Genomic DNA, 21,317 nt, shown 5'->3' with positions numbered 1-21,317 from the left:
CTCCGTAGCCCCGGCCAGATCGTGCGAGGCGTGGGGCACCAATGTTCCGTAAGGAGCGCGTAAGGATCATGTGGGTGCCGTGCGGTGTGCCGGGAAGCCTGGTCGGCGGTAGGGGATTGCTCACGAGCGGTATGACGACGTACATCCGGTCGTGCGGCGGGCCGAGCGGGAGCTGATTGCCCGGTTCGGGGAGCACGACGTGCTGCTGTCCACGAAGGACGGGCGGTTGGTCTGTATCGCGGCCGGCGGTGAACGTGAGCGCGCGATCCTGGACGCCTTCGTGAGCTGGATGCACGATTCCGGCAGTGGGTACGTGGGAGCGCGGCGGGTGGCCGTCGGTCTTGAGCACCCCGGCGCCGGCGGCGTGGTGAGCAGTTACGAGGAGGCTCTGGGCGCCCTGGAGCTCGCCGATCGTCTGGAGCTGCCCGGCCCTGTTCTGCGCTCCGCCGAGCTGCTGGTCTTTCCGGTGCTCGTGTGTGACCGGGCGGCCATGGCCGACCTGGTGCGCACGGTCCTCGGCCCGCTCACGCGGACCCGGGGCGGGGCCGGGCCGCTCCTGGAGACGCTCACCGCGTGGGCGGCGGCGGGGTACGTCAACGCCGAGGTGGCCAGGCGGCTGAACATCGGCGTCCGCACACTCTCCTACCGGCTGGAGCGCATCAAGGTCCTGACGGGTTAGGACCCGGACGACGCGTTGCAGCGCTTCACCTTGGAGACGGCCGCCATGGGGGCGCGGCTGCTCGGCTGGCCGGGGATCCCGTTGTAGGCGCGCCCTCCGCCGTGCGGTTCTGGTGTCACCAAGCCATCAGGAACGCGTAAAGACTGCCGGGATCCGGCAATGCGTGGCTCGTTGTCCCGGTGTCACGATGAGCCCGGCACCGAGACGGAAGAAGCGGGGGAAGCGCTGTGGCCGAGTGCCCGCGGGTCGCGCCGGAGCATCCGGCGGTTCCGCCCGGCCTGACGCTCCTCGTCGCGGCCGGGCACCGGCTGGCGGTGCGGATGGCGGGGTCGGCGGCCGGGCTCACGGGGGAGACGGAGCCCGCGCCGGCACCGCCGGCACACGGCGCACGGCCATTGTCGTGATCGGAATCGCTCTGGCCTGGTTCGTGGCACTCGCCGGGGACGCGCTGACGGATCGGCACTGGTTGCGTATCGCCGTGCTGCCGGCCGTGGCGGGAGCGGGCTGGGCGGGTGTCAGGCTGCAGCGTCGGCTGACCCGCCGCCCCGTCCCGCCCGCCGGGCCGCTCGATCGCCCTCGGACCGGTGTCGATCGCGTCGTGTCCGGGATGTGACCCGTACCACCACCCTCGTTGCTTAGGGTCAAAGGGCCTGCCCTGGCCTGTGCCTTGCCCCAGCGGTAGCGGCACGGGCCGGCGCGACGCCCTCGGGAGGGTTCATTGGCTCAGGAAAGTGGTCCGAAGGGCTCTCTCCTCCTGTCTCTCCTGCCATTTGGGGTCATGGCCGTGGTGGCCGCGGTGGATCTCACCACGGGACCTGGAGTGGGTCTGCTGCTACTGGTGTCCCTGGGGCCGGTCTTCGCGGGCCTCACCGGTGGATGGCGGCGCACGGTCGCCATGGGGGTGGTCGCCGTCGCCCTGTGCCTCGTGCTCAGCGTGTACGACGGGCTGTTCGTCACTCGCCGCGGTTTCACCGCACTGCTCTCCGTCGAGGGCGTCACGGCCGCCGGTCTCGCGGCGGCGGTGCGGCGGCAGCGACGCGAGACGGAGCTGGCCAGTGTCCGCTCGATCGCGGAGGTGGCGCAGCGCGTACTGCTGCGCCCGGTGCCGCGCGCCGCGGGGCGGCTTCGGGTGGCCGTCTCGTACACCTCCGCTGTCGCCGAGGCGCGCATCGGAGGTGATCTGTACGAGGTGGTGACCTCCCCACAGGGGGTGCGGTTGATCGTGGGGGACGCCCAGGGCAAGGGCCTGGAGGCGGTGGAGACCCGCGGCGGTGGTCGTGGGCGCCTTCCGGGAAGCGGCGTACGACGAGCCCGATCTCACGGCCGTCGGCGAACGGTTGGAACGGGCCCTGGAGCGGCAGCTGACCCGGGAGAAGTTCGTCACGGCGGTGCTGGCCCAGGTACGGGACGGCGGTGCCGACGTCACCCTGCCCAACTTCGGCCATCCCGCACCGCTGATGGTGCGGGCACATGGGGAAGTGCGTTATCTGGCGCCACCGGAGCGAGCGCTGCCGCTCGGATTGGGCGCGCACGGAACACCGGGACCGAAGCCGTACGACGTGCTCTTCGCTCCGGGTGACCAGGGCTCTTCCACACCGACGGGGTGACCGAGGCACGCGGCCCCTCGGGGGACTTCTTTCCGCTGGAACAGCGGGTGGGCGGGCTCGCGCACCGTGACCCGGAGGCGGCGTTGGCCGCCGTGCGACAGGGCCTGATGGAGCATGTGGAGGGGCCGTTACAGGACGACGCCGCCATGCTGCTGCTCCGCTGTCGCGACGGCTGACCTCGGACGGGACGGGGGCGGGCGGCTGGGCATCCCTCTGCCCGCCGGGCGTGCGCCCGCCGTCCCGCCGTGCATTCGCGTGTCAGAAGGTGGAGGCGATGTCGTCGTAGGTGGCCTCGTCGACCAGGCCGGAGTCGTCCAGGACGTTCTGGTGGTCGAGGACGGTGAGGTTGACCTCGGAGGCGAAGCGGCGCATCAGGGAGTTCTTGGTGCTGGCGCGGACCTGGGCGATCGTGACGAAGATCTTGCCGTGGGTGCCGCGGAGGATGTTGGCGAACTTCTTGTCGAAGTCGGCGCCCTGAGCGTCCTCCAGAGTGCGGACGAAGCCCTGCTGCTCGGCGCTGGCCTCGTCCGGCAGGGCGACGTTCAGTGCCTCGGCGGTGTTGCGGACGAACTCGTCCAGCTTGGAGTGTCCGTCCATCACGTGCATCCCGGCCCGTTTGACGGCCTCACTGGTGGCGTGGGTCTGGGCGAGTCGCCCGGCCGGGGCCTCCCACAGATTGGCCTGCCGCACCTTCGCCAGGAACTCCATGTCCAGCTTGCTCACCGGCCCGGCCGTGGTGACCACATCACCCGGGGCGGCCGGCTTGGCGCTGGGGAAGTTCGACGAGGAGTTCTCCGTGGCGTTGGCGTCGCCCCGGGTTGCCCACACGATCGCTCCGGACACGACGGCCAGGGCGAGGAGCAGGACGCCCGCGATGGTGAGGTTGCGTGAGCGGCCGGATGCCGACCGGGCGTGCGCGGTCATGGTGCCTCCTGGATCGGGGTGGGTCCGCCTGCGGGGGGGGGCGGACACATGCGTCGTGGGCACGCAGAACGCTAGACTTTTAGACAGTGCAAAATTTGCACTTTGATAAAGCACGCGGAACCGATGGCCGGGGCGCCTCCGATTCGCTACGCTCCGCCGCCCCCAACGGCGCGAGTGCGGACCCCGGCCGCCCACGGGGAGGAGACCGGTCGATGCCGAACCGCCGCACGCGGGTGCCCCCGCCCTCCGGGCTGCGCAGGGTGATGTTCCGGGCGCCGCTCCTGCTCTACCGCTGGCGCCTGGGGTGGCTGCTGGGCGGCCGGATGCTGCTGCTCACGCATACGGGCCGGACGAGTGGCCTGCCGCGGCAGGCCGTCCTGGAGGTGACCGGTCGCGACCCGGCGACCGGGGCGTACCACCTCGCCTCCGGTTTCGGCCCGTCCGCGCAGTGGTACCGCAACGTCCTGCGCACTCCGCACGTCACCATCCAGGTCGGACGGCGCCGGATGCCGGCGATCGCCGAGCCACTGGGCCCGGAGGAGTCCGGGCGTCTGATGGCCACCTACGCGCTGCGGCATCCACGCCTGGCCAGGGGACTGATGCGAATGTGCGGTCTGGAGGCCGACGGCAGCGCGGAGGACTACCACCGCATCGGGCGTGACCACATCCCCTTCGTACGCGTACTCCCCGACGAACGGCCCGCGCCGCGGTGAGTCTCGGCGCTCGCGGAAGCGCGCTGACGTGAGGTCAGGGGTTCCCGGCGGGGGACCGCGGGCGCGTGGAGGACGCTCAGCACGGTCTGGTGGGTGAGCCAGCCGACCGGTTCGCCGGTCTCCGCGTCCAGCACGGGCAGTCCGGCGCCGTCGGTGCTGACCAGGGTGTGCAACGCCCCGCTCAGCGGGGCGCCGGCGGTCACCGCCGAGGGCCGCTCGGCGAGGTCCGCGACGACGCGCGGGGCGGCGTGGGCGTCGAGGGCGGGATCGGGCTCGGTGAGTGCCTCGGCCACGGCCCGTGCGGTGACCATACCCGCGTACCGCCCGCCCCGGTCGGTGACGGGCAGGACTCCGTGTCCGGAGCGGGCGATCACATCGGTGGCGTCCTTCAGCGGCAGGTCGCCGGGCAATGCGGCGGGAAGTTCCTCCATGACGTCGCGGACCCTCGCGCCGGCCAGTGATGACCCCAGCCGCGCGCTGTCCAGGTCGATGCCGCGGCGGCGCAGCTTGAGGGTGTAGATGGTGTCGCGTGACAGCAGGCGGCTGGTGAGCGTGGCCAGGACGATGGCGAGCATCATCGGCAGGATGATGGTGTACTGCCCGGTCAGCTCGAACAGCACGATCACGGCGGTGATGGGGGCGCGGGCCGCGCCCGCGAAGGCCGCGCCCATGCCGACCAGCCCGTAGGCGCCCACCGCTCCGGCGACGCCGGGCAGCAGTTGATGGGCCGTGACGCCGAAGGCGGTGCCGGTCATCGCGCCGAGGAAGAGGCTGGGCGCGAACACCCCGCCCGAGCCGCCGATACCGATGGTCAGGCTGGTCGCGACGATCTTGCCGACCAGCAGGAGCAGCAGCAGGCCCATGGCATACCGGCCTTCGATGGCGCCCTCCAGCACCGGGTAGCCCACCCCGTACATCTGGGGCAGTACGAGCAGCAGACCGCCCAGCAGCAGTCCGCCGACCGCCGGACGCAGCCACTCCGGCCCCCGCCAGGCCCAGTCGCAGACATCCTCGATCAGGTACAGCACCCGGGTGAAGGTCACACCGACCGCGCCCGCGACCACCCCGAGCAGTGCGAACAGCAGATACTGCTCGGGATGGGCCACATGGAAGGCGGGCAGGGTCAGAAACGCCTCGTCCCCCAGCACCGCTCGGCCGATGACGCTCGCGGTGACACTGGAGAGGACCACGGCGCCGAAGGACTCCACGGCGAAGTCCCGCAGGATCAGCTCCATGGCGAAGAACACCCCGGCCAGAGGGGCGTTGAAGGTGGCCGCGATGCCACCCGCCGCGCCACAGGCGACCAGCAGTCGCCTGCGGTCCTCCGGCATCCGCAGTACCCCCCCGACGGTTGAACCGAGCGCCGAGCCGATCTGCACGATCGGTCCCTCCCGCCCCACCGAACCGCCCGACCCCATGCACAGCGCCGACGCCACCGCCTTGACCACCGCGACCCGCGGCGCGATCCGGCCCCCGCGATGCGCCACCGCGTACATCACCTCCGGTACGCCGTGCCCGCGCGCCTCCCTGGCGAAGCGCTGTACCAGCGGCCCGTACAGCAGCCCGCCGACCACCGGCGCCAGTACGACGAACCACGGGCCGAGCCACGGCAGTCCCGGATGGGCGGCATGCCCGGCGGCGGAATAGTCGGCGTGGCCCGACAGCAGTCGGGTGAAGGTCTGGATCAGCCACCGGAAGGCGATCGCCCCGAGCCCGGCACCGCATCCCACCACCAGCGCGAGCGCGATCACCCCTCCCTGCCCCTGCCCTGTGCCGTTCAGCAGCCGCGCGGAGCCCGCGCGCACGGGGAGGGAAGGCACTCGCCGGAGACCGATCGTTTCACTACCCATCTTTGCATTATGCAAAAGAATGGGTGTGGGTCACCAGGTCGCGTGCGTCCGTGGGCCGTTATCCACCGGGGGTTCGCCACCGGCTTCCGTGAACGCCTGCAGCGCCTCGATGAGATGACGCCGCTGACCGGGCGGCATGACGTCGACGATGCCCGCGATCTCCCGTCGCCGTCGGCCGGTGGCCTCGTTCACAATCCGCCGACCGTCCTTGGTGAGGGAAATCACGCTGGTGCGCCGGTCCTCCGCGGTGACACCGCGCGCCACCATGCCCGCCGCGACCAAGCGGTCGATCATGCGCATCGCGGTCGAGGGCTGCACCCCCAACTCCCCCGCCAGCCCGGACAGACTCAGCGGCCCCCGGCCGTCGAGCACCACCAGCATCCGGAACTGCGGCAGCGTCAGGGAATCCTCCACCGCGGCCAACGACCGGGCGGAGACGGCGACAAGCAGCCTGGACGCGGTCAACAGAGCGCTGACCATCGCCTCGGCATCGGACTCGGAGGCTGGAGAAGGGCGGGCCATACGCCCTTTCTACCGCCCCGGCCCCGACGTCGCGTGCCCGGCGCTCATCGGGCGCCGCCCGGGCCGACCCGCCCGCGCCACGCAAGGTCACGGGCGGGCCGCCGCCAGGAGATCAACCATGTAGGTCTCGCGCGAACTCAGCAATTGCTAATGTTGGCAATTACTGAGTTTCACGGCTGGTTTTGGCGGCCGGTCCCTCGGCGCGGGTTCGGTCCGGCCGGTGCCGCACGCGAGGATGAGCCGCATGTTCTTGACGAGTGGGTGGATGCGATGCTCCGAAGTCCGGCCGGTGGGGCCGTGCTGCTGTGCCGGGAAGGGGGCAACACGATGAGTACGCCGCTGTACCAATTGAAGGCGGAGTTCTTCAAGACCCTCGGCCACCCGGCGCGTATCCGTGTCCTGGAGTTGCTGAGCGAGCGCGAGCACTCGGTCGCCGAGATGCTGCCCGAGGTGGGCATCGAGCCCGCGCACCTTTCCCAGCAACTGGCCGTGCTGCGGCGGGCGAACCTGGTCGTGACGCGCAAGGAGGGCTCCACGGTGTACTACTCGCTGACCAGTCCCCATGTCGCGGAGCTCCTGCGGGTGGCACGCACCATCCTGTCCGGGGTGCTGGCCGGGCAGGCCGAGTTGCTGGCCGGCCTCCAGGCCGCGCAGGGGGAGGCGAAGCCGCCGTCGTAGCGGCGGCCCTTGATCGGCGGTCGTCTCTCGTCTCGTGGGCTGGACAGCGCTCTGTGGTGCCGGGAGGCGGCGGCTCACCGGTCGCCTCCACCGGTCGCCTCCACCGGTCGCCTCCACCGGTCGCCTCCACCGGTCGTGATCCGGTCGCGAAGAGCCGCCGATGAGGCAAAGCGCAGGGAAAGTGTCATAACGCCCGTCGTGGGGTGGCCGTTGGGCCGTTGGTCACCCGCGGACAAGCCCTCACCGTGTCAGGAGAGGTTCATGAGCCTGTTGCGCAAGATCCGCGCCACCGGTCGGGTGGCTGAGCCCGCCCCGCCGCCTCCCGAGGGTGAAGTGCCAGAGAAGGCGCGGGAGCTCGGCGGGTCGGTGCAGGTGCGGTGTGTGGACGCGGGGTCCTGCAACGGCTGTGAGATCGAGATCGCCGGGGCGTTCAATCCGGTGTACGACGCCGAGCGGTACGGCGCCCGGCTGGTGGCCTCGCCGCGGCACGCGGATGTGGCGCTGGTGACCGGGCCGGTGACGCGGAACATGGCGGAGCCGCTGCGGCGCACGGTGGCGGCGATGGGTGAGCCGCGGCTGGTGGTCGCGGTGGGGGACTGCGCGATCGACTGCGGAGAGTTCGCGGGCGGGTACGGCGTCGAGGGCGCGGTCTCCGATGTCGTACCGGTGGACCTCCAGGTCCCCGGCTGCCCGCCGGAGCCGGAGGCGATCGTGGCGGCGCTGCGGCGGGTGACCGGGAGGTGACAGTGGTGCCGGCCGCCCTCGCGACGGCCTCCGGGGTGGGCGGTGCGGGTGCGCTGGCCGGGCTGTTGCTGCCGTGCCGGCTGCGGGTGCCGGTGGTGGGCGTACTCACGGCGGGCGTGGGGGCGGGCGGTGGTACGGCGGGTGTGGCCGCGCTGGAGGGCAGCCGCTGGGCGGCTGCCCTCCCCGGGTTGGTGCCGCTGGCAGGGGCGCATGTGGCGGTGGACGCGCTGGCGGGTGTGTTCATGGCGGTGGCGGGGGCGGTGGTCGTCGCGGTCGCGGTGTACGGCATCGGCTACGCCGCCGGAGACGGGCCACACGGCCTGGGCTCGCGGACCGCGCAGGCGGTGCTGCCGCTGTTCGCGCTCACGCTGGTCCTCGTGCCGGTGGCGGCCTCGGTGTCCACGTTCCTGGTGCTGTGGGAGCTGATGGCCCTCGGCTCGCTGTTGCTGGTACTGGCCGAGCACCGGGAGCGGGCCTCGGTGTGGCAGGCGGGTGTGTGGTACGCGGTGATGACGCACCTGGGGCTGATGTTGCTGCTGGCGGGGTTCGCGCTGTTCGCCGCGCAGGCGGGCGGGGAGACCTTCGCGGCGCTGCGGGCGGGCGCGCAGGGTGTGTCGCCTGCGCTGCGCGGGCTGGTGTTCGTGCTGGTCGCGGCGGCGTTCGCGTCGAAGGCGGGGACGGTGCCGCTGCACGCCTGGCTGCCGCGAGCCCATCCCGAGGCGCCCAGCCCCGTCTCGGCGCTGATGAGCGCAGCCATGGTCAACCTCGGCGTCTACGGTCTCGTCCGCACCGGCCTGGATCTGCTGGGCGGCGGTCCGGCGTGGTGGTGGCTGGGGGTGATGGCGGTGGGCGGGGTCAGCGCGGTGTACGGGATCCTGCAGGCGGCGATGGCCGCCGATCTGAAGCGGCTGCTGGCGTATTCGACGAGCGAGAACATGGGCCTGGTCATTGTCGGTGTCGGGGCGTCGGGGCTGTTCGCTGCCTACGGCGACCGGCCGCTGGCCGCGCTGGCCCTGGCCGCGGCGCTGCTGCACGTGGTCAACCACGCCGCGTTCAAGGCCCTGTTGTTCTGCGCGGCCGGATCCGTTCTGAGGGCGACCGGTCTGCGCGACCTCGACCGGCTGGGCGGGCTGCGCTCCCGCATGCCGGCCACGGCGGGGCTGTTCGCGCTCGCGGCCCTTGGCGCGGTGGCGCTGCCGCCGGGGAACGGGTTCATCAGCGAGTGGCTGCTGCTGCAGTCCCTGATCCACGGGTTTCAGGTGCCGGGTGTCGCGGTGGCGGTCGTGCTGCCGCTGTCGGTGGCGCTGATCGCCCTGTCGGCGGGCATCGCCGCGGCCGTGTTCGTCAAGGCGCTCGGGGTGGGCTTCTTCTCCCGTCCCCGCAGCGAACAGGCTGCCACGGCCGGGGAAGCGCCCGCGCCCATGCTTGCCGGGATGGGGCTGCTCGCCGTCTTGTGCGCGGCACTGGCTCTGGTACCGGGCCTGTTGGGCGACGGCCTGGACCGGGCCGTGGGTGCGGCCGGGCTGCCGGGCAGCGGTGCGCTGACGGGTGGCGGGCTGAGGGTGCGCCTTGCCGATGTCTCGGCGAGCCTGTCGCCGCTGTGGGTAGTGGCCGCCCTGACCGTGGCGCTCGCGCTCGCCGCCGGGCTGCCCCGGTTGTGCGCACGCCGTCGGCGCCGCGCGGGCGCCCGGCTTTGGGACTGTGGGGGCGGGGCTCCGACACCGCGTATGGCCTATACGGCGACCTCGTTCGCGGAACCGCTGCAGCGGGTCTTCGACGATGTGCTCGCCCCGGAGCAGGACGTGAACGTCACGCCGGTGCGGGAGTCGGCGTATCTGGTGGAGCGGGTGCGCTTCCAGCGCCGGGTGCCCGACCGGATCGAGCACCGGCTGTACGAGCCGGTGCTCCGGGCCCTGGCGGGTACGGGGCAGGCCGTCCGGCGTCTGGCGGGTGGCAGTGTTCACCTGTATCTCGGCTACGGCTTCGCCGGCCTGGTCGTCCTGCTGTTGGCGCTGACGGTGGGCTGGTGAGAGCGCACCCATGAGTACTGTCGGATACGCGGCCGTGGCAGGCCAGATCGTTGTCGTCGGCGCCGGGGCGCCGCTGCTGACCGGGTGGATGCGGCAGGTGAGGTCCCGTCTGGAGGGCCGGGCCGGGGCCGGCGTGCTCCAGCCGTGGCGGGATATCCGCAAGCTGCTGGGCAAGGAGGCGATCACCCCTGCCGGGACCGGGCCCGCCTTTCGCATCGCACCGGCGCTGCTGGTCGCCACCACCGTGGTGGCCACCGCGCTGGTGCCGCTGTTGTCCACCGACACCCCGGTGAGCGGGCATGCGGACCTCATCGTGGTGGTGGCGCTGATCGCGCTCGGCACGTTGGCGTTGGCGCTGGCCGGGCTTGACACCGGGACGGCGTTCGGCGGGATGAGCGCCTCCCGGGAGATGACGGTGGCCGCGCTGGTGGAGCCGACGATCCTGCTGGCGGTGTTCGCCCTGTCGATACCGGCCGGGACGACCAACCTCCCGGCCATCGTCACCGGCGCCGTCGAGGAGCCGGCCCGGCTCGCCTCCCCGGCGGGCCTGCTGGCCACGGCCGCGCTCGCGGTGGCGGTGCTCGCGGAGACGGGGCGGATCCCGGTGGACAACCCGTCCACCCACCTGGAACTGACCATGATTCACGAGGCGATGGTGCTGGAGTACGCCGGAGGCGACCTGGCCCTGGTCGAACTCGGCGCCCAGCTGCGGCTCACCCTGCTGCTGGGGCTGCTGTCCTCGCTGTTCGCGCCGTGGGGCATTGCCACCAGCGCCTCGTGGACCACGCTCGCGCTGGCCCTCGTACTGTTCGCGGCGAAGGTCGCGCTGCTGGGCGCGGTGCTGGCGGCGGCCGAGGTCTTCTGGGCCAAGGTACGGCTGTTCCGGGTGCCCGAACTGCTCGCCGGCTCCTTCCTGCTGGCGCTGCTCGCGGTGACCTCCTCGTACTTTCTGAGCGGAGGGTCATGAGCGACAGCCTGTACACGCAACTCCTCGACGTGACCTGTGGTGCCTTCCTGCTCGCGGCCGTGATCGTGCTGTGGCGGCGGGAACTCGCCGCGATCGTCAGGGTCTTCGCACTCCAGGGAGTCGCGCTCGCCGCGCTCGCCGTCCTGCTGGGCGCACACGAGGAACGGTGGGACCTGATCGGCGTGGGCATCGGCATCGGGGCGCTGAGGGCGGGCGCCCTGCCGTACCTGGTGCGCCGCGCCCTGGCCGCCCTCACCGAAGACCGGCAGGGGTACGCCACCGGGGGGACGGAGACGCGGGAGACGCAGCCCCTGGTCAACGTCGCCGCCTCGCTGCTGACCGCGGCGCTGCTGACCCTGCTGGCCTACGCGGTGAGCCGGCCCCTGACCGACCTGGAGCCGACGCCCGCCACCCGGGCGCTGCCTGTCGGCCTCGCCGTGGTTCTGATCGGCTTCTTCGTCCTGGTCACGCGGCGGCGTGCGCTCGCCCAGGTGGTGGGCTTCCTGCTGCTGGACAACGGCATCACCGCGACCGCGTTCCTGGCCACCTCCGGTGTGCCGCTGATCGTCGAACTCGGCGTCTCCTTCGATGTGCTGCTGGCGGTGCTGGTGCTGCAGATCCTCACCACCCGGATGCGGGAGGCGTTCGGCACCACCGACATCGACGACCTGCGGGAGCTGCACGACTGATGCCACATCTAGCAGCGGGGGCGACGTCTTCCGCCCTGCTCCTCGCCGCTCCCGCCGTCGTGCCGTTGGTGGCGGCGGGGATGTACGCGCTGATCGGGCTGCGGGCCTCCCCGCCGGTCGCCGTGGTGCCCCCGGCCCGGCGGGCGGTCGCCGCGCTGCCCGCAGGCGAGGCTCCGGTCCTGGTGGCGGAGGCGCCTGGCCCCGAGCCTGTGGTGGTCCGGCATCCGGGGGCGTGGGCGACTCTCGTCTCACCCGCGGTGATCCTGGTGTGCGGGGGACTGCTTGCGGCAGCCGTCCGTTACGGCGGCGCGCTGTCCGCCTACTCCGGGCTGCTGCGCGCGGACGCGCTGACCGCGTGGATGCTGCTGGTGGTCGGCGCCGTCGCGCTGATCAGCTGCGGCTTCGCCCCCGCCTACATGGCGGGCGAGCAGGCGGCCGGGCGGGCCACCGACCAGTCGCTGTGGCACTATCACGCCCTGGTGCAGGCGTTCCTGGCCGCGATGTGCCTGGCCGTGGTGACCGCGAACCTCGGGGTGCTGTGGGTCGCGGTCGAGGCCACCACCATCGTCACCGCCTTCCTCGTCGGCCACCGCCGCACCCGCACCTCCGTGGAGGCCGCCTGGAAGTACGTGGTGATCTGCTCGGCCGGCATCGCGCTCGCCTTCCTCGGCACCGTCCTGATCTACTACGCCGCCCGGCAGGCCGGGATCGCCGAGGCGTGGGCGCTGGACTGGCCCACCCTCGTCGCCCGTGCCGACCGACTCGACCCGGCGGTCACCCGGCTCGGCATCACCCTGATCGTCCTCGGCTTCGGCGCCAAAGCAGGTCTGGTCCCGTTGCACGCCTGGCTGCCGGACGCCCACAGCCAGGCCCCGGCGCCGGTCTCGGCGCTGATGTCCGGGGTGCTGCTCTCGGTCGCGTTCGCCGCGATCCTGCGCTACCGGGTCATCGCGAATGCCGCTCTCGGGGTCGATTTCACCCGCGTCCTGCTGACCGGGATCGCCCTGCTCACCCTCGCCCTCGCGGCCGGGCTGCTGCTGGCGCAGCGCGACTACAAGCGGATGCTGGCCTACTCCAGCATGGAGCACATGAGCCTGATCGCCCTCGGTACGGCGATCGGCAGCCCGCTCGCCCTGTCCGCCGTCCTGCTGCACATCGCCGGCCACGGGCTCGCCAAATCGGTCGCCTTCTGCGCCTCCGGGCGCATCCTCCAGCTGACCGGCACCGTGAGGATCGGACGGGTCCGCGGGCTGCTCACCCGGGCGCCCGCACCCGCAGGGGCGCCCGCACCCGCAGGGGCGTTCGGGCTCGCGGTGGTGGCGTTGCTGGCCTTCCCGCCCTTCAGCCTCTTCGCCTCCGAACTGGGCATCGCCCGGGCCGGCTTCGCCGCTGGAACCGGGCTGGGCTGGGTCACGGCGGCGGCTCTGCTGCTCGTGCTCATCGCCTTCGCCGCGCTCGCCGCCCGCACCGCCCGGATGCTGCTCGGCCCCGCACCCGCAGAGGCACGGCCCACAGGCTCCGAGACGACGACCGTCTGGCCGCTCGCGCTGGGCCTGGCCGCCTGCGCCGCGCTGGGCATGGCCACCGGACCGCTCACCGACCTGCTGCACGCCGCCGCCCAGGCGATCGGAGGCCACTGAAGCGATGCGCACCACGCACGAGATCGGCCTCACCGAACTACCACAGCGGGCAGAAGAGTTGCTGACCGGCGGCCACCGGCTCGGGCTGGTCGCCGCCCACCATGACGACAACGGGATCCGCGTGGTGTACCTGTTTGTCTCGGGCCCGCCCGACACCCGCACCGAGCTGACCGTCCGCCTCGACCCCGACCGGCCCGAGGTGCCGACGCTGGCCCATCTCTCCTTCCCCGCGGGCCGGTTCGAGCGCGAGATGCGCGACCTGGTCGGTATCGTCCCGCTCGACCACCCGCTGCCGCGCCGCCTGGTACGCCACTTCCACTGGCCCCGCGGCTGGTATCCGATGAGCTCCGATGCCGGACCCCCACCGACCTTCGGCGAGCAGGAGGGCCCGTACCCCTTCCTGGAGGTGGAGGGCGACGGGGTGTACGAGATCCCGGTCGGCCCCGTCCACGCCGGGCTGATCGAGCCCGGCCACTTCCGCTTCTCCGTTGTCGGCGAAACGATCCTCAAGCTCAAGGCCCGCCTCTGGTTCGTCCACAAGGGCATCGAGAAGCTCTTCCAGGGCCGTACGGTGGCCGCCGGACTTCCGCTCGCCGAGCGCATCAGCGGCGACACCGCCGTCGGCCACGCCCTCGCCTACTGCCTGGCCGTCGAGGAAGCCACGGGCACCGAGGTCCCGGCCGGGGCCCAGCGCGCTCGCGCGATGCTCCTGGAACTGGAGCGGATCCACAACCACGTCGCCGACCTCGGCATGCTCTGCAACGACGTCGGCCACGGCATCCTCAACGCCCACGCCCAGCGCGTCCGCGAACAACTCCTGCGCCTCAACCGCGAGATCACTGGACACCGCCTGCTGCGCGGCGGTGTCGTCCCCGGCGGCACCGTCCTGCACGCGCTGCCCGACCCGGCCCGGCTGAAGGCGATCCGTGAGGACATCCGTGAGATCATCGCGCTCGCGCTCGGTCACTCCACCGTCCGCGATCGCCTCACCGGCACCGCCATTCTCACGACGGACGCGGCCCGCGCGATTGGCTGCCTCGGCTACGTCGCCAGGGCGAGCGGGATCGCCGACGACGCTCGGGTCATGCACCCCTTCGCGCCGTACGACACACAGCTCAACGTGCCCGTCCACGACAGCGGCGACGTCCTGGCCCGCTTCCTGACGCGCGCGGAGGAGATCGACACCTCCCTCGGCCTGATCGAGCAGTTCGCGGGCGGGCTGCCGACCCCCTCGGCGCTGTCGGCGGCCCCACCGGCGCCCGGCGCGGGTTCTCGTACCGGGGTGGGCCTCGTGGAGGGCTGGCGCGGCACCATCGCCACCCGCGTCGAACTCGCCGCGGACGGGACACTGGCCCGCGTCAAACCGGTCGACCCGTCCTTCTTCAACTGGCCGGCCCTGCCCGTCGCGCTGGCGGACACGATCGTCCCGGACTTCCCGCTGACCAACAAGAGCTTCAATCTCTCCTACGCGGGCAACGACCTGTGAGGGCTCCGGCCTGAGCCGGGCCCGCCACGACATGCGGACTTCCGGCAGTCCGCCCACCTTGTCGATCTTGCTGGAGGCCGACTCGGCGTCGGCGTTCAGAACAGCCCGGAACTCCCGGCTCGAACCAGCCGATAGCCGCTGACGACCTCCGGCCGGATGCGCACCACCCGCCCGGTCTCCGCGCCGGTCCACGGCGCGAGCAGCCCCCGTTACGGGGCGAGCCTCATCCGGCTCGTACGCCACCACCTCGGACAGCAGCGCACGCCCCAGCGGACCCACCCGGTGCGTGCGGACGATGACGTCGCCCTTGTCCACGAGGTGATTGACCAGCCGGATCGCGGGCAGCACCTGATCCGTGAAGGCACCCCGCCCCGACAGCCACCGCGGTCGCCCGGATCGCATTCCAGCAGGCGCACGGGCCGCCCTCCCGAAGCTGAGCTCTCCGGAAGAGCCCCTGCTACTTATTGGAGTGCTCCCCCAGATAGAACAGCAGCATCACGAACCCCGCGATGATGTGCGTGCCGAAGATGTAGACGAAGACGCGCAGCTTGAGACCGCGCTCCTTCCAGCCCTCGTCGTCCGCGTCTGGGCTGCCCTTCTCGGCCTTGCTCACTGTGCCAACTCCCTCCTGTGTCCGGGTGGTGCGGGTGGTGCGCTACGAAGGAATCCGGAACCGTACGAGGACGACCTTGCCGTCGTGACCGACGGCCGGCTTGGCGCTGACGTCGCCGACGCAGTCGGCGGCGGACACCATGCGAAGCTCCGCCCCCATCCCTCCGCCCCCATCCCTCCGTGCGTGATCCCTCCGTCCGTGATCCCTCCGTCCGTGAGATCCGGCAAACGTCCGGTCACGGCTTCCCGCACCCGTCGTACCGCCTCAGGCCCCACCTCCACCGCACCGGCGGCGGCACATGCTCGATCACCGGCCACCGGCCACCGGCCACCGGCCCGCCGCGCCGCCACGGGAGGCGAAACCCGCCCCTGCCCGTCACCGTGCCGTCTCCGCCGTCCGCAGTTCCTCGAGCAGGTCCTGTCGGCCCCCCAGCAACACGGCCAGGATCCGACGTGCGGCGGCAAGCAACTCCGCCACATCGCCGCCCGCCAGCTCATAGACCACCGTCGACCCCGTACGCGTCGCGGTTACGATCCCCGAGCGGCGCAACACGGCCAGCTGCTGCGACAGGTTCGACGGCTCGACCTCGATCGCCGCCAGCAGATCCCGCACCGGCTTCGGCCCGTCCTGCAGCAGCTCCAGCACCCGGATGCGCACCGGGTGACCGAGCATCCGGAAGAACTCGGCCTTCGCCTCATAGAGGGGAACCGGCATCCGGATCACTTCCCTTCCGCTTCTGTCTCGTCAGCCTCGACGTCGACCCCCACCTGCCGCGCCACTCGGACCGCGTCATCCAGCTCGTCCTCGGCCACCGCCACGGCATAGGCGTCCCCAGCCTCCAGCGCCGCCTCCAGAGCAGCCTGCGCCTGACGCACCCGCCCCAGCAGCGCCTCGGCGAACACGGACTCGCCCATCCGGGCCTCCTTCCCGATGGCCGCACCCCACGGCAACTAGTGAATTGAAGAACTCTTCAAGAGTAATGTGCCGACCGACAGAAGGGCGCTGAGCAGGGCGGCCCGGAGCCTTCTGGTGCGGATCTGGTGCAAGACGCTAGAGAGGTCTAGACAACAAAGAAGCCCCGGGCCGCTGGCCTGGGGCTTCTATCACCTCGTAGAACGGGTGTGTGCCGAGTCGTGTCCGAGTTGGCCCTACACCCTGACTGACCCTGGCTCGCCGCTCCATCGGGGACACATCGGGCACGGCTGCCACGGGAAGCCCCACGTCTTACGTCGAGGGGGAGTGAAGTACTGGCATACATCAATGTGGTACATGTGTTACTCTAAGTACATGTCTATGAAGCGCACCAACGTCTACGCCGACCCGGAGGACCTCGCCATCATCAAGGAGGCGGCCAAGCGCCGCGGCATTAGTGAGGCCGAGATCATCCGGCAGGGCATCCATCTTGCCGCGATGGCCAATCGTGTGTGGGATGAGCCGTTGTTCTCCCGCACTTTCGCTGGCCCTGGGCGCACTCTTGCCAAGGATGAGGTGCGTGATGTCGTCGCTGATGCTGCCCAGCGCGAAAGCGGTTCAGGAACTGCTGCGTGATCGTCGTCATCGCTGACACCTCCGGCCTGCTGGCGGCGCTCGATTCCACTCACCCGGAGCACGAAGCGGCTCAAGAGGCGATCATGGCTGCCGGTCTGCTCGTCATGTCGCCCTTGCTGCTCGCTGAACTGGATCACGTGGCCACCCGCGAACTGGGCCGCGAGGCCGCGGTGAGCGCGATCGACGACATCCGGGGCTGGATGCGCCGCGGCCGGGTATCCGTCCCCGAGATCACCGAAGTGCACCTCGGTATCGCTCAGACCGTCCGATCCCGCTACCTGGCGCTCGACCTTGACCTCACCGACGTAGTGAACGTCGCCCTGGCAGCCGACTACGACACCGACGCGATCCTCACCCTGGACCGCCGAGACTTCCGTGCCGTACGTCCCCTCGACCACCACAAGGCGTTTCGCGTCCTGCCTGACGACCTACCCCTCTGAAGTCCCACCACACTCCGGAAGACGGCGACGGCCAGTTCGCTCTCTCCCACGCGGAGTTGTCGACCCCTGAAACGAGTGCTGGCGGCAAGCTACTGTGCCTGCCGCGGCAGCCGTCGTTGACCGCTGATTACCGCTCTATCTGGTGCGCATCTGGTGCGGTCGGCGCTTTGTCCCGAACTACTGGCAGGCCGGTCGGTGAGGGCTGCGGGGCTAGTCAGTCGGTCGCCCGCCTCGGCTCGAACCCCCGGATCCGGACCGAGACACTTCAACGGACGCACTTCGCGCACATTCTTCTCGTTGAGCGTGGCGAGCAGGATGGCACGGGTGCGGTTCGGGATCGGTTTGTGCTGCGGGGTCAGAGTGCCCGGCTCATTCCGCCGTGGACGGCACGCAGCATCTCGGCGACGAACGCCCGCACTGGGGGTGCTTCAGCTTGCTGCAGCGTGGCCAACGCGACCGTACGCGTCACGGCCGGCGTGCACCGGACCAGCCGTACTCCCCCGGGCTTGGGGAGAGCGGCCATGCGAGGGACGAGCGCGGTGGCGAGGCCCGCTGCGACCAGCTGGAGCTGGGTGGCGTAGTCGGCAACCCAGTAGCGCACCTCCACATCGGTGCTGCCGTGGGAGCGCAGCAGCTGGACGAGGGCCTCGTGCGGGTCGCTCCCCGGCGGGCAACTCGCCCACACCTCCTCTCGGAGGTCGGCCAGCTGCACGGACTCCTGTGCGGCGAGCGGGTGCCGCTCCCCCACGGCCAGCAGGGCGTCTTCCTGGATCAGGCTGGTGGTGCGAATGCCGGGTGGGACGCGGGCGGGCCAGTGCGTCCAGCTCTCCAGGATGACGGCGTCCAACTGACCCGCGCGCAGCGCCGGAAGCATCTGTACCGCCTCGCCGTCCCGCACCTCCGGCTTCAGGCGCTCGTGCTGCTCGGTGAGGGTCTGGAGCACCTGCGGCACCATCGACCGCAGAGCGGAGGCTACGGCCCCGATACGCAACGGACCCGCGATAAGGCCACGGATCGAAGCCAGATCCAGCTCGGCTCGAGCGGCGACCGCACCCATCTCCTGCACGGAGTCTGCCAAGACGCGCCCGGCGTGGGTCAGGCGGACGCCACGCCCGTCACGCTCGAGCAGTTGGCAGTCAGTTTCCTTCTCCAGTTTGCGTAGGTGCTGCGACACGCCCGGCCCGGTGATGTGCAGGGCCTCCGCCGCTGCTCGCACCGAGCCGTACTGAGCCACAGCCGCAAACACCCGTAGTCGATCCCACGTCAACACATAATTCATCCTACTCGTTTGCAGGAAGAAAGAGTAAGTAGTGCTGCCGAAAAATTGATGACATCGTGAAGCAAGTGGAATCGATATCTGAAACCCGGGCGTCTGCCCGCGCTCACCAAGGCGAGCCGGCGCCCCGTGCGGTCTGGGGCCTGCTTGTCGTCAGCGGCGCCGCCTGCCTGTCCGGCTCGGCGATGTTCGTCAAACTCGCAGACATCAATGCGGGGACAGCGGCGTTCCTGCGCTGTGCCATCGCACTCATTCCGCTCATTCCTATGTTGATGCATGAAACGCGCCGTTACGGTTCGCTTCCAGGTTCCCTGCGTGGGTACGCCGCGCTCGCGGGGTTTTTCCTCGGCGTAGACTACGTCATGTGGACCGTCAGCATCCTGGACATTGGCGCGGCCGTTTCCACGGTACTGATTAATGTGCAGGTCATCGCTTTTCCCTTGCTGGCGCGGATCTTCAGCGGTACCCGAATTCCACGTCGCTTTATGTATGCCAGCCCTTTGATGCTGACCGGAATTGCGCTGGCCAGCGGGGTGCTCGACCACAGTACGCAGGTCCACAATCCGGTGCGTGGAGCCGTTCTCGGCATCGCCGCTGGTATCGCCTATGCCGTGTACCTGTATCTGACCCGGCTGTCCGGCCAGCGGGCCCCGCAGCACATCGCGACACCAGTGTGCATCTCCACAGGCTCAGCGGCAGCTACGGCCGGTCTCGTCGGCGCGGTGACGACAGGTCTGCCGCTTGCGATCTCCGCCGCGTCATGGGGATGGATCGTCGCGTTGGCCCTGCTGGGGCAAGTCGCCGCATGGCTTCTGATCAACAAGGGCAGCGCGAAACTCGCGCCGAACGTCTCGGCGGCGCTGCTGCTGCTTCAGCCGGTGATGGCGATCGGATTCGGCCTGCTCGTCCTTCATGAGACCCCCACGATCAGCCAGTTGGCGGGCTGCGCCATCGTGATCGGCTCGGTTTGGTTCGCCAATCGCAAATCCGATGCGCCACCACGTGATGGGTAAGCTCCATCGCCGCCGTATGCCACGGCCCTGCTGCCCTCCTGTCATGTACGGATCCCGCCGGACAGTGGCCCCTTTCCGGCTACAAGATGACGGCCTTCACCGATGACGAAGAGGACAGCCTCGACGAAGAGGACAGCCTCGGCCTGCTGGAAACCATCCCGTGGACCGTGCAGCCTGCCCTGACTCATCGAGGTGTCTACTTACTTTCCGGACCCCAGCCGTGGGATGAGCACGTCGTCTGCGACCGGCAGCCGCTCACAGGCCAGAATCCCGCCTCCGCGGCACCTCTCGCCCGTCTCGTCACGACCATGTTGTGAGCCGCAGCCCCACGTGCGGAAATCTCGACCGCGCAATCAATCCGCTGACTGTACGGGGAACTCGCTATGCACTCCGAGCACAGCGCATGACCGCGTGGTGGGCTTGGCCTCCCACGCACCTCATGCGGCGGCCGGCTTGATGGGTGCCCGTCTCCAGCAGGGGCCAGGAGAGGCACGCCGCCTCGCCGGTCAGGGGTCTGAGCGACCTGACCCGTATCGCCGCGGCCGACCCCGGGCTCTGGAGTGACGTCCTTCAGCCCAACGCCACCGCTGTCGCCGGAGTCCTGCGAAACCTCAACGAGGACCTCTTGGTTCTCTTGGCCGCGCTGGACGATCTCTCCACATCCTCGCCGCGCAGCAAGGCTCAGAGCATGAAGCGGGTGGTGGATCTGCTGGATCGGGGTGTTGCCGGCCTGAAGGAGATCTCACAGCCAGCGACCCGGCGATGCCCCGCCCCAGATGCGGGTGCGGGTGGCTCATGAGAACACTCGGGAGAGCTGGCACGGCGCGCACGAAGCATCCCGGATGCTGAAGGAGCAAGGCTGGAGAATCTGGCTCACCCACCCGGTCCCCGAGGCCGTCCCGGTGGTGCAGGGCGCAGCGGGGTGAGCGGCGGCCATCTCTCGTCCGAGCGGGCCGCGTTGATCTACCAACACTCGCCCCTGGAACGGCAGAAGGAGGTGGCCGCCGGGATCGATGCCCGGGGCCGTGCCGACCGGCAGAAGGGCGTTGAGCGGGGCGGCGCGAAGCCTTCTGGTGCGCTTCTGGTGCGGGGGACGCTACGTGGTTGCTCAGGCGGCGTCCTGGCTCACCCTGCGGCAGCCTAGCGGCGCCAGATCGCACGCGGGTTGGCGTCGTGCCGCTGGTTAGCCCAGCCATGTGACGCGGGTGATCACAACAAGTTCGAGCCGCTCCAGGGCCATGAACATGAAGAAGCCCCGCCCTCCGAAGATGTCCTGTGTCCGCAGACCTCCGCCGTGCGGGTTTCCGCGGCCGACGTCGACCGCGTCGCGGCCCAGCACCGTCAGTTGCTCAGCCAGGCGCTCTACTTCGGCCACGACTTCGTGCGGCAGGCCGTCTACGACATGCTCGGCATCGGGGTCGTAGTCCCAGGTCCAGTTATCGCTCACGCGGAGATCTCGCGCTGCGCCAGGTCTGTGATCTGTCGCATCTCGGCGAGTGCGGAGTGCAGGGCCTCGCGGTCCGTTGCTTCTTCCGCGACGGCTTCCAGTTCACGCAGGCGGGCCGCGCGCGCGGGGTAGCGCTCGATGGCAACGAATTCTCCCCACCACAGCAGGAAGGTGCGCAGCGGAGCGATGGTGCTCTGAGCGGCGGCTTGTTCGACCGCGCGGTCGAGGTGCTCGACGAAGGAAGGCAACTGGGCGGGGGCGATCTGGGCGACCGCTGCGCGGAGCGCTGCCGGAGTGAGCGCCGGCATGGGGATGAGGGGCCCGTCGGGGGCAGAGGGCTGCTCGGTCATCGGAACGTCTCCTGGGCGGCGGTCTGCGTGATCATCGTGAGCATGGCCGTTGTTGCGGACGCTTCGCTGAGCCTACGCCCGCGCCTCGGCCGCCACACAAC

General features: G+C 70.6%; 22 protein-coding genes and 2 pseudogenes. 15 read left to right on the top strand and 9 right to left on the bottom strand.

Annotated features, from left to right (window positions below; genetic code table 11):
* Nucleotides 1-124 precede the first annotated feature (124 nt).
* From VT50_RS36235 to VT50_RS36230, 3 genes and pseudogenes are all read left to right on the top strand, one after another.
* Nucleotides 125-766, top strand: a pseudogene (locus VT50_RS36235) (PucR family transcriptional regulator); the annotation flags it as partial.
* A 313-nt stretch (nucleotides 767-1,079) separates the two neighbouring features.
* Nucleotides 1,080-1,292 carry a hypothetical protein gene (locus VT50_RS39205; protein ID WP_143645330.1) on the top strand — a complete coding sequence of 71 codons (213 nt, stop codon included), beginning with the start codon at nucleotides 1,080-1,082 and terminating at the stop codon, nucleotides 1,290-1,292.
* A gap of 165 nt (nucleotides 1,293-1,457) precedes the next feature.
* Nucleotides 1,458-2,462 (top strand): annotated as a pseudogene (locus VT50_RS36230) (PP2C family protein-serine/threonine phosphatase).
* Nucleotides 2,463-2,544: 82 nt separating this feature from the next.
* On the opposite strand, the gene VT50_RS36225 reads toward VT50_RS36230, so the two are convergent.
* Nucleotides 2,545-3,210 carry a DUF4142 domain-containing protein gene (locus tag VT50_RS36225; RefSeq protein WP_046088634.1) on the bottom strand — a complete coding sequence of 222 codons (666 nt, stop codon included), beginning with the start codon at nucleotides 3,208-3,210 and terminating at the stop codon, nucleotides 2,545-2,547.
* Between the two features lie 212 nt (nucleotides 3,211-3,422).
* On the opposite strand from VT50_RS36225, the gene VT50_RS36220 reads away from it, so the two are divergent.
* A complete protein-coding gene (locus VT50_RS36220; protein WP_046088635.1) occupies nucleotides 3,423-3,923 on the top strand; it encodes a nitroreductase family deazaflavin-dependent oxidoreductase in 501 nt (166 codons plus the stop codon).
* On the opposite strand, the gene VT50_RS36215 is transcribed toward VT50_RS36220, so the two are convergent.
* Both VT50_RS36215 and VT50_RS36210 read right to left on the bottom strand, forming a co-directional pair.
* Nucleotides 3,851-5,671 carry a chloride channel protein gene (locus VT50_RS36215; protein WP_206269545.1) on the bottom strand — a complete coding sequence of 607 codons (1,821 nt, stop codon included), beginning with the start codon at nucleotides 5,669-5,671 and terminating at the stop codon, nucleotides 3,851-3,853. The two genes, VT50_RS36220 and VT50_RS36215, sit on opposite strands and share 73 nt — an antisense overlap.
* Nucleotides 5,672-5,803: 132 nt before the next feature.
* On the bottom strand, nucleotides 5,804-6,295 hold the full coding sequence (locus VT50_RS36210; protein ID WP_046088636.1) for a MarR family winged helix-turn-helix transcriptional regulator: 492 nt from the start codon (nucleotides 6,293-6,295) through the stop codon (nucleotides 5,804-5,806).
* A 327-nt stretch (nucleotides 6,296-6,622) separates the two neighbouring features.
* Between VT50_RS36210 and VT50_RS36205 the strand changes: the two genes are divergently transcribed.
* From VT50_RS36205 to VT50_RS36175, 7 genes are all read left to right on the top strand, one after another.
* Entirely contained in the window at nucleotides 6,623-6,973 is a 351-nt protein-coding gene (locus tag VT50_RS36205) for an ArsR/SmtB family transcription factor (RefSeq protein WP_046088661.1), read from the top strand.
* A 261-nt stretch (nucleotides 6,974-7,234) separates the two neighbouring features.
* Nucleotides 7,235-7,717 (top strand): NADH-quinone oxidoreductase subunit B family protein, encoded by a 483-nt coding sequence (locus VT50_RS36200; protein WP_046088637.1) that lies wholly within the window; start codon nucleotides 7,235-7,237, stop codon nucleotides 7,715-7,717.
* Nucleotides 7,718-7,722: 5 nt separating this feature from the next.
* Nucleotides 7,723-9,747, top strand: a complete 2,025-nt coding sequence (locus tag VT50_RS36195; RefSeq protein ID WP_276207365.1) for a proton-conducting transporter transmembrane domain-containing protein — start codon at nucleotides 7,723-7,725, stop codon at nucleotides 9,745-9,747.
* 10 nt (nucleotides 9,748-9,757) lie between these two features.
* Nucleotides 9,758-10,714, top strand: coding sequence for a respiratory chain complex I subunit 1 family protein (locus VT50_RS36190; protein WP_046088639.1), 957 nt, complete (start codon nucleotides 9,758-9,760; stop codon nucleotides 10,712-10,714).
* Nucleotides 10,711-11,403: a hypothetical protein gene (locus tag VT50_RS36185; RefSeq protein WP_046088640.1), complete on the top strand. Its 693-nt coding sequence runs from the start codon at nucleotides 10,711-10,713 to the stop codon at nucleotides 11,401-11,403. The genes VT50_RS36190 and VT50_RS36185 overlap by 4 nt, the downstream gene beginning before the upstream one ends.
* A complete protein-coding gene (locus VT50_RS36180; protein WP_046088641.1) occupies nucleotides 11,403-13,043 on the top strand; it encodes a proton-conducting transporter transmembrane domain-containing protein in 1,641 nt (546 codons plus the stop codon). Before VT50_RS36185 ends, VT50_RS36180 begins: the two co-directional genes overlap by 1 nt.
* Before the next feature lie 4 nt (nucleotides 13,044-13,047).
* A complete protein-coding gene (locus tag VT50_RS36175; RefSeq protein WP_046088642.1) occupies nucleotides 13,048-14,529 on the top strand; it encodes a hydrogenase large subunit in 1,482 nt (493 codons plus the stop codon).
* Between the two features lie 457 nt (nucleotides 14,530-14,986).
* Here the strand turns inward: VT50_RS36175 and VT50_RS39880 are convergent, their stop codons facing one another.
* The 3 genes from VT50_RS39880 to VT50_RS36165 form a co-directional block, all read right to left on the bottom strand.
* On the bottom strand, nucleotides 14,987-15,142 hold the full coding sequence (locus VT50_RS39880; protein ID WP_167396654.1) for a DUF6126 family protein: 156 nt from the start codon (nucleotides 15,140-15,142) through the stop codon (nucleotides 14,987-14,989).
* Between the two features lie 375 nt (nucleotides 15,143-15,517).
* Nucleotides 15,518-15,856, bottom strand: a complete 339-nt coding sequence (locus VT50_RS36170) for an ArsR/SmtB family transcription factor (RefSeq protein ID WP_046088662.1) — start codon at nucleotides 15,854-15,856, stop codon at nucleotides 15,518-15,520.
* Between the two features lie 5 nt (nucleotides 15,857-15,861).
* Entirely contained in the window at nucleotides 15,862-16,056 is a 195-nt protein-coding gene (locus VT50_RS36165) for a hypothetical protein (RefSeq protein WP_046088643.1), read from the bottom strand.
* Nucleotides 16,057-16,429: 373 nt separating this feature from the next.
* Here VT50_RS36165 and VT50_RS36160 point away from each other — a divergent pair, with 373 nt between their 5' ends.
* Both VT50_RS36160 and VT50_RS36155 read left to right on the top strand, forming a co-directional pair.
* Complete coding sequence (locus VT50_RS36160) at nucleotides 16,430-16,690, top strand: ribbon-helix-helix domain-containing protein (protein ID WP_046088663.1); 261 nt, start codon at nucleotides 16,430-16,432, stop codon at nucleotides 16,688-16,690.
* Entirely contained in the window at nucleotides 16,687-17,130 is a 444-nt protein-coding gene (locus VT50_RS36155) for a PIN domain-containing protein (protein WP_046088644.1), read from the top strand. The genes VT50_RS36160 and VT50_RS36155 overlap by 4 nt, the downstream gene beginning before the upstream one ends.
* A 355-nt stretch (nucleotides 17,131-17,485) precedes the next feature.
* Here VT50_RS36155 and VT50_RS36150 read toward each other — a convergent pair whose 3' ends face one another.
* Complete coding sequence (locus VT50_RS36150; RefSeq protein WP_063893252.1) at nucleotides 17,486-18,409, bottom strand: LysR family transcriptional regulator; 924 nt, start codon at nucleotides 18,407-18,409, stop codon at nucleotides 17,486-17,488.
* A 56-nt stretch (nucleotides 18,410-18,465) separates the two neighbouring features.
* On the opposite strand from VT50_RS36150, the gene VT50_RS36145 reads away from it, so the two are divergent.
* Both VT50_RS36145 and VT50_RS36140 read left to right on the top strand, forming a co-directional pair.
* A complete protein-coding gene (locus tag VT50_RS36145) occupies nucleotides 18,466-19,419 on the top strand; it encodes a DMT family transporter (protein ID WP_240529450.1) in 954 nt (317 codons plus the stop codon).
* 86 nt (nucleotides 19,420-19,505) lie between these two features.
* A complete protein-coding gene (locus VT50_RS36140; protein WP_053048706.1) occupies nucleotides 19,506-19,736 on the top strand; it encodes a type 1 glutamine amidotransferase family protein in 231 nt (76 codons plus the stop codon).
* Nucleotides 19,737-20,602: 866 nt separating this feature from the next.
* Here the strand turns inward: VT50_RS36140 and VT50_RS36125 are convergent.
* Together VT50_RS36125 and VT50_RS36120 are read right to left on the bottom strand one after the other, a co-directional pair.
* Nucleotides 20,603-20,866 carry a hypothetical protein gene (locus tag VT50_RS36125; RefSeq protein ID WP_046088645.1) on the bottom strand — a complete coding sequence of 88 codons (264 nt, stop codon included), beginning with the start codon at nucleotides 20,864-20,866 and terminating at the stop codon, nucleotides 20,603-20,605.
* Nucleotides 20,863-21,216, bottom strand: coding sequence for a hypothetical protein (locus VT50_RS36120; protein WP_046088646.1), 354 nt, complete (start codon nucleotides 21,214-21,216; stop codon nucleotides 20,863-20,865). Before VT50_RS36120 ends, VT50_RS36125 begins: the two co-directional genes overlap by 4 nt.
* Nucleotides 21,217-21,317 lie beyond the last annotated feature (101 nt).

Source organism: Streptomyces antioxidans, assembly GCF_000968685.2.
GTDB classification, from domain to species: Bacteria; Actinomycetota; Actinomycetes; order Streptomycetales; family Streptomycetaceae; genus Streptomyces; species Streptomyces antioxidans.
The sequence above is the reverse complement of the archived record's forward strand: the minus strand, read 5'-3'. Positions and strand labels throughout refer to the sequence as shown.